Source organism: Pseudomonas sp. CM27, from assembly GCF_013179515.1.
GTDB lineage: Bacteria > Pseudomonadota > Gammaproteobacteria > Pseudomonadales > Pseudomonadaceae > Aquipseudomonas.
In genome coordinates this window covers 1-5,397 of record NZ_JABMCN010000334.1, presented here as the reverse complement: position 1 = coordinate 5,397, position 5,397 = coordinate 1, and the positions used below count along the sequence as shown (strand labels likewise).

Annotated in this window: 4 protein-coding genes and 1 pseudogene; 4 read left to right on the top strand and 1 reads right to left on the bottom strand. The window is 61.1% G+C overall.

Annotated elements, in window-relative coordinates:
- A pseudogene (locus HP547_RS27075) lies at positions 1–178 on the bottom strand (arginine-ornithine antiporter); the annotation flags it as partial.
- A 432-nt stretch (positions 179–610) separates the two neighbouring features.
- On the opposite strand from HP547_RS27075, the gene arcD reads away from it, so the two are divergent.
- From arcD to arcC, 4 genes are all read left to right on the top strand, one after another.
- Positions 611–2,038: an arginine-ornithine antiporter gene (arcD, locus tag HP547_RS27070; protein WP_172288498.1), complete on the top strand. Its 1,428-nt coding sequence runs from the start codon at positions 611–613 to the stop codon at positions 2,036–2,038.
- Positions 2,039–2,071: 33 nt separating this feature from the next.
- A complete protein-coding gene (gene arcA / locus HP547_RS27065; protein ID WP_172288496.1) occupies positions 2,072–3,325 on the top strand; it encodes an arginine deiminase in 1,254 nt (417 codons plus the stop codon).
- A gap of 69 nt (positions 3,326–3,394) precedes the next feature.
- Positions 3,395–4,405 carry an ornithine carbamoyltransferase gene (locus HP547_RS27060; protein WP_172219258.1) on the top strand — a complete coding sequence of 337 codons (1,011 nt, stop codon included), beginning with the start codon at positions 3,395–3,397 and terminating at the stop codon, positions 4,403–4,405.
- Between the two features lie 182 nt (positions 4,406–4,587).
- A partial coding sequence (gene arcC, locus HP547_RS27055) for a carbamate kinase (protein WP_172288494.1) occupies positions 4,588–5,397 on the top strand: 810 nt, incomplete at its 3' end.

Below are 5,397 nucleotides of genomic sequence, written 5' to 3'. Positions count from 1 at the left end.
ACACGAACGCCAGGGCCAGCATGCCGACCGCGGTGATCCCCCAGCCGATCAGCACCGCGCCGACATCGGCACGCGCCGCCATGTTCTGCGGCAGCGAGAAGATACCGCCACCAATCATCGAGCCGACCACCAGCGCGATCAATGCGCCCAGGCGCAGCTTTTGTCCAGGTTCGCTCATGGTCCTACCTTGTCACCTGTTGTCATCCGCCTGAAACAGTCAGGCGGTACTTGAAGATAGTGTCACTTATATTAAAGCGAGGCACCCACGCTAGCGCTGTCATAACTGCTTTATCTATGCAGATCCATTGTAAAAATTAGCAGCTAGTCAGCAACTAGAAAAGAAATTGATAAAACTCGAAATTCTTGTGAAAAATTTGCGAAAGCGGAAAAAACGGCTAGCGTCAAGCATCGCAGGCTGAACGGAGCGTTTGCTCTAGAAAGACATGGAGGTGCCAGCGCAAAAGGCCTGCAGCAAAAGCTGTCGGCACTCTCCAGGAGCACCGTGAAGGAAATTTCCTACTTCACGACGCCATTAACTGACCCACGTCAGCGAACGGCACAGGCGACGGATTTATGCTGTCGTCAACTTTCTCCTGGCAGGAGTTGTTAAATGTCTGATTCATCCGGAAAATTAAAACTCGGCGCGTTAGTTGCACTTGTCGTCGGCTCGATGATTGGTGGCGGTATCTTCTCGCTGCCACAAAACATGGCCGCCAGCGCGGGAGTTGGCGCGGTGCTGATCGGCTGGGGCATTACCGCGGTCGGCATGCTGACCCTGGCATTCGTGTTCCAGACCCTGGCCAACCGCAAGCCTGACCTGGATGGCGGGGTGTACGCCTACGCCAAGGCCGGTTTCGGCGACTACATGGGCTTCTCGTCCGCCTGGGGCTACTGGATCAGTGCCTGGCTGGGCAACGTCGGTTACTTCGTGCTGCTGTTCAGCACATTGGGCTACTTCTTCCCGATCTTCGGCGAAGGCAACACCCCGGCCGCCATCATTGGCGCATCGGTGCTGCTGTGGGCAGTGCACTTCCTGGTACTGCGTGGCATCAAGGAGGCGGCGTTCATCAACCTGGTCACCACCGTGGCCAAAGTGGTGCCACTGGTCCTGTTCACCCTGATCTGCCTGTTCGCGTTCAGGCTCGACATCTTCACCGCCGACATCTGGGGCAAAGGCACGCCCGAGCTGGGCAGCGTGATGAGCCAGGTGCGCAACATGATGCTGGTCACCGTGTGGGTGTTCATCGGCATCGAGGGCGCGAGCATCTTCTCGTCACGGGCGGAAAAGCGCGCTGACGTGGGCAAGGCCACGGTCATCGGCTTTGTCACCGTGCTGTTGTTCCTGATGCTGGTCAATGTGCTGTCGCTGGGCATCATGACCCAACCGGACCTGGCCAAACTGCAGAACCCGTCGATGGCCGCGGTACTGGAACATGTGGTCGGCCACTGGGGGGCGGTGCTGATCAGCGTCGGCCTGATCATCTCGCTGCTGGGAGCACTGCTGTCGTGGGTGCTGCTGTGCGCCGAGATCATGTTCGCCGCAGCCAAGGACCACACCATGCCGGAGTTCCTGCGCCGCGAGAACGCCAACCAGGTGCCGGCCAACGCCCTGTGGCTGACCAATGCCATGGTGCAGATCTTCCTGGTGATCACGCTGTTCTCCAGCAGCACCTACCTGTCGCTGATCTACCTCGCCACTTCGATGATCCTCGTGCCTTACCTGTGGTCGGCGGCCTACGCCTTCCTGCTGGCGCTACGCAGCGAAACCTACGAACAGGCCCTGGCCGAACGCAAGAAAGACCTGGTCATCGGTGGCATCGCCCTGCTGTACGCCATCTGGCTGCTGTATGCCGGCGGCGTGAAGTACCTGCTGCTCTCGGCCCTGCTCTACGCACCTGGCGCGATCCTGTTCGCCAAGGCCAAGCGTGAGATCGGCCAACCCATTTTCACCAACGTGGAAAAACTGATCTTCGCAGCCGTTGTCATCGGCGCCCTGGTGGCAGCCTATGGCCTGTATGACGGCTTCCTGACCCTTTGACCCACGTCTTCGTTCAATTGGAGGAATGAAACCATGTCCGCTGAAAAACAGAAGTACGGTGTCCACTCCGAAGCCGGCAAACTGCGCAAAGTGATGGTTTGCGCCCCGGGCCTGGCGCACAAGCGCCTGACGCCGAGCAACTGTGACGAGCTGCTGTTCGACGATGTGATCTGGGTCGACCAGGCCAAGCGTGACCATTTCGACTTCGTGACCAAGATGCGCGAGCGCGGCGTGGATGTGCTTGAAATGCACAACCTGCTGACCGACATCGTGCAGCAGCCCGAAGCGCTGAAGTGGATCCTCGATCGCAAGATCACCCCCGACACCGTGGGTGTCGGCCTGACCAACGAAGTGCGCAGCTGGCTCGAAGGCCTCGATCCACGCCACCTGGCCGAGTTCCTGATCGGCGGTGTGGCTGGCCAGGACCTGCCGCAGAGCGAAGGCGCCGATGTGGTCAAGATGTACAACGACTACCTGGGCCACTCCAGCTTCATCCTGCCACCGCTGCCCAACACCCAGTTCACCCGCGACACCACCTGCTGGATCTACGGCGGCGTCACGCTGAACCCGATGTACTGGCCGGCGCGCCGTCAGGAAACCCTGCTCACCACCGCCATCTACAAGTTCCACAAGGAGTTCACCGGCGCCGACTTCGAGGTGTGGTACGGCGACCCGGACAAGGAGCACGGCAATGCCACCCTTGAAGGCGGTGACGTGATGCCGATCGGCAATGGCATCGTGTTGATCGGCATGGGTGAGCGCACCTCGCGCCAGGCCATCGGCCAGCTGGCGCAGAGCCTGTTTGCCAAAGGCGCGGTGAAGGAAGTGATCGTCGCCGGGCTGCCCAAGTCTCGCGCCGCGATGCACCTGGACACCGTGTTCAGCTTCTGCGACCGCGACCTGGTCACGGTCTTCCCGGAAGTGGTGAAAGAGATCGTACCGTTCATCATTCGCCCGGACGAGGGCAAGCCGTACGGCATGGATGTACGCCGCATCAACAAATCGTTCATCGAGGTAGTGGGCGAGCAGCTTGGCGTCACCCTGCGCGTGGTCGAGACCGGCGGCAACAGCTTTGCCGCCGAGCGCGAACAGTGGGATGACGGCAACAACGTGGTTGCCATCGAGCCAGGGGTGGTCATTGGCTACGACCGCAACACCTACACCAACACCCTGCTGCGCAAGGCCGGTATCGAGGTGATCACCATCAGCGCCGGCGAACTGGGCCGGGGCCGCGGCGGCGGCCACTGCATGACCTGCCCGATCGTGCGCGACCCTGTCGACTACTAACGACCATTGCCCCCGGCCGCGCTCACAAAGCCGCGGCCGGTGTGTTCACCAAACTCAAGGAGAAATGTCATGGCGTTCAATATTCACAACCGCAACCTGCTCAGCCTGGAGCACCACACCACCCGCGAGCTGCGCTACCTGCTGGACCTGTCCCGCGATCTCAAGCGCGCCAAGTACACCGGGACCGAGCAGCAGCACCTGAAAGGCAACAATATTGCCCTGATCTTCGAAAAAACCTCCACCCGTACCCGCTGTGCCTTCGAAGTGGCGGCCTATGACCAAGGCGCCAACGTCACCTACATCGACCCCAACTCGTCGCAGATCGGCCACAAGGAAAGCATGAAGGACACCGCCCGCGTACTCGGGCGCATGTACGACGCCATCGAATACCGTGGCTTCAAGCAGGAAATCGTCGAAGAGCTGGCAAAGTTCGCCGGTGTACCGGTGTTCAACGGCCTGACCGACGAATACCACCCCACCCAGATGATCGCCGACGTGCTGACCATGCGTGAGCACAGCGACAAGCCGCTGCACGACATCAGCTACGCCTACCTGGGCGACGCGCGCAACAACATGGGCAACTCGCTGCTGCTGATCGGCGCCAAGCTGGGCATGGACGTGCGCATTGCCGCGCCCAAGGCGCTGTGGCCGCACGACGACCTGGTCGAGCGCTGCCAGAAGTACGCCGAAGAAAGCGGCGCGCGCATAACCCTCACCGAAGACCCGAAAGCCGCCGTCAAGGGCGTGGACTTCGTGCACACCGACGTGTGGGTATCGATGGGTGAGCCGATCGAGGCCTGGGGCGAGCGCATCAAGCAGCTCAAGCCGTACCAGGTGAACGCCGAGCTGATGAAGTCGACCGGCAACCCACGCACCAAGTTCATGCACTGCCTGCCGGCGTTCCACAACTCCGACACCAAGGTCGGCAAGCAGATTGCCGAGCAATATCCGGACCTGGCCAACGGCATCGAAGTGACCGACGACGTGTTCGAGTCGCCGGCCTGCATTGCTTTCGAGCAGGCGGAAAACCGCATGCACACGATCAAGGCGATCCTGGTATCGACCCTGGCTGACTTGTAAGGGCTGACTCGCCAGGCCGGGCGACTACGATCCCCTGTGGGAGCGGGTTCACCCGCGAATGCGTCGGCAGCACCAGCACCTTAACCCTGGGCTGACGCCTTCGCGGGTAAACCCGCTCCCACAAGGGGGCTGTGATATCCGGTCCAGAGCAGCGCTCCCTCTTTCGTTAAAGGACATTCCTCATGCGTATCGTTGTTGCATTGGGCGGCAACGCCCTGCTGCGTCGCGGCGAGCCGATGACCGCTGACAACCAGCGCGCCAATATCCGCACCGCCACCGAACAGATCGCCAAGATCCATCCTGGCAACGAACTGGTCATCGCCCACGGCAACGGTCCGCAAGTCGGCTTGCTGTCGCTGCAGGGCATGTCGTACAAGCCCGACGAGGCCTACCCGCTGGACGTGCTGGGTGCAGAAACCGAGGGCATGATCGGCTACATGATCGAACAGGAACTGGGCAACCTGCTGGCTTTCGAAGTGCCGTTCGCCACGCTTTTGACCCAGGTGGAAGTGGACGCCAACGACCCTGCGTTCAAGGACCCGACCAAGTTCATCGGCCCGGTCTACGGCAAGGAAGAGGCCGAGCGCCTGGCCAAGGAAAAAGGCTGGGTGGTCAAGGCAGACGGCGACAAGTATCGCCGCGTGGTGGCCAGCCCCAAACCCAAGCGCATCTTCGAGATCCGCCCGATCAAGTGGCTGCTGGAGAAGAGCAGCATCGTGATTTGCGCCGGCGGCGGCGGCATCCCCACCATGTACGATGAAAACCGCAAACTCAAAGGCATCGAGGCGGTGATCGACAAGGACCTGTGCTCGGCCTTGCTCGCAGAGCAGCTGGATGCCGACCTTCTGGTAATCGCCACGGATGTGGATGCGGCGTACATTGATTTCGGCAAGCCGACGCAGAAGGCCATCGCCCAGGCGCATCCCGACGAGCTGGAGAAGCTGGGCTTCGCCGCAGGCTCTATGGGGCCGAAGGTGCAGGCCGCCTGCGAC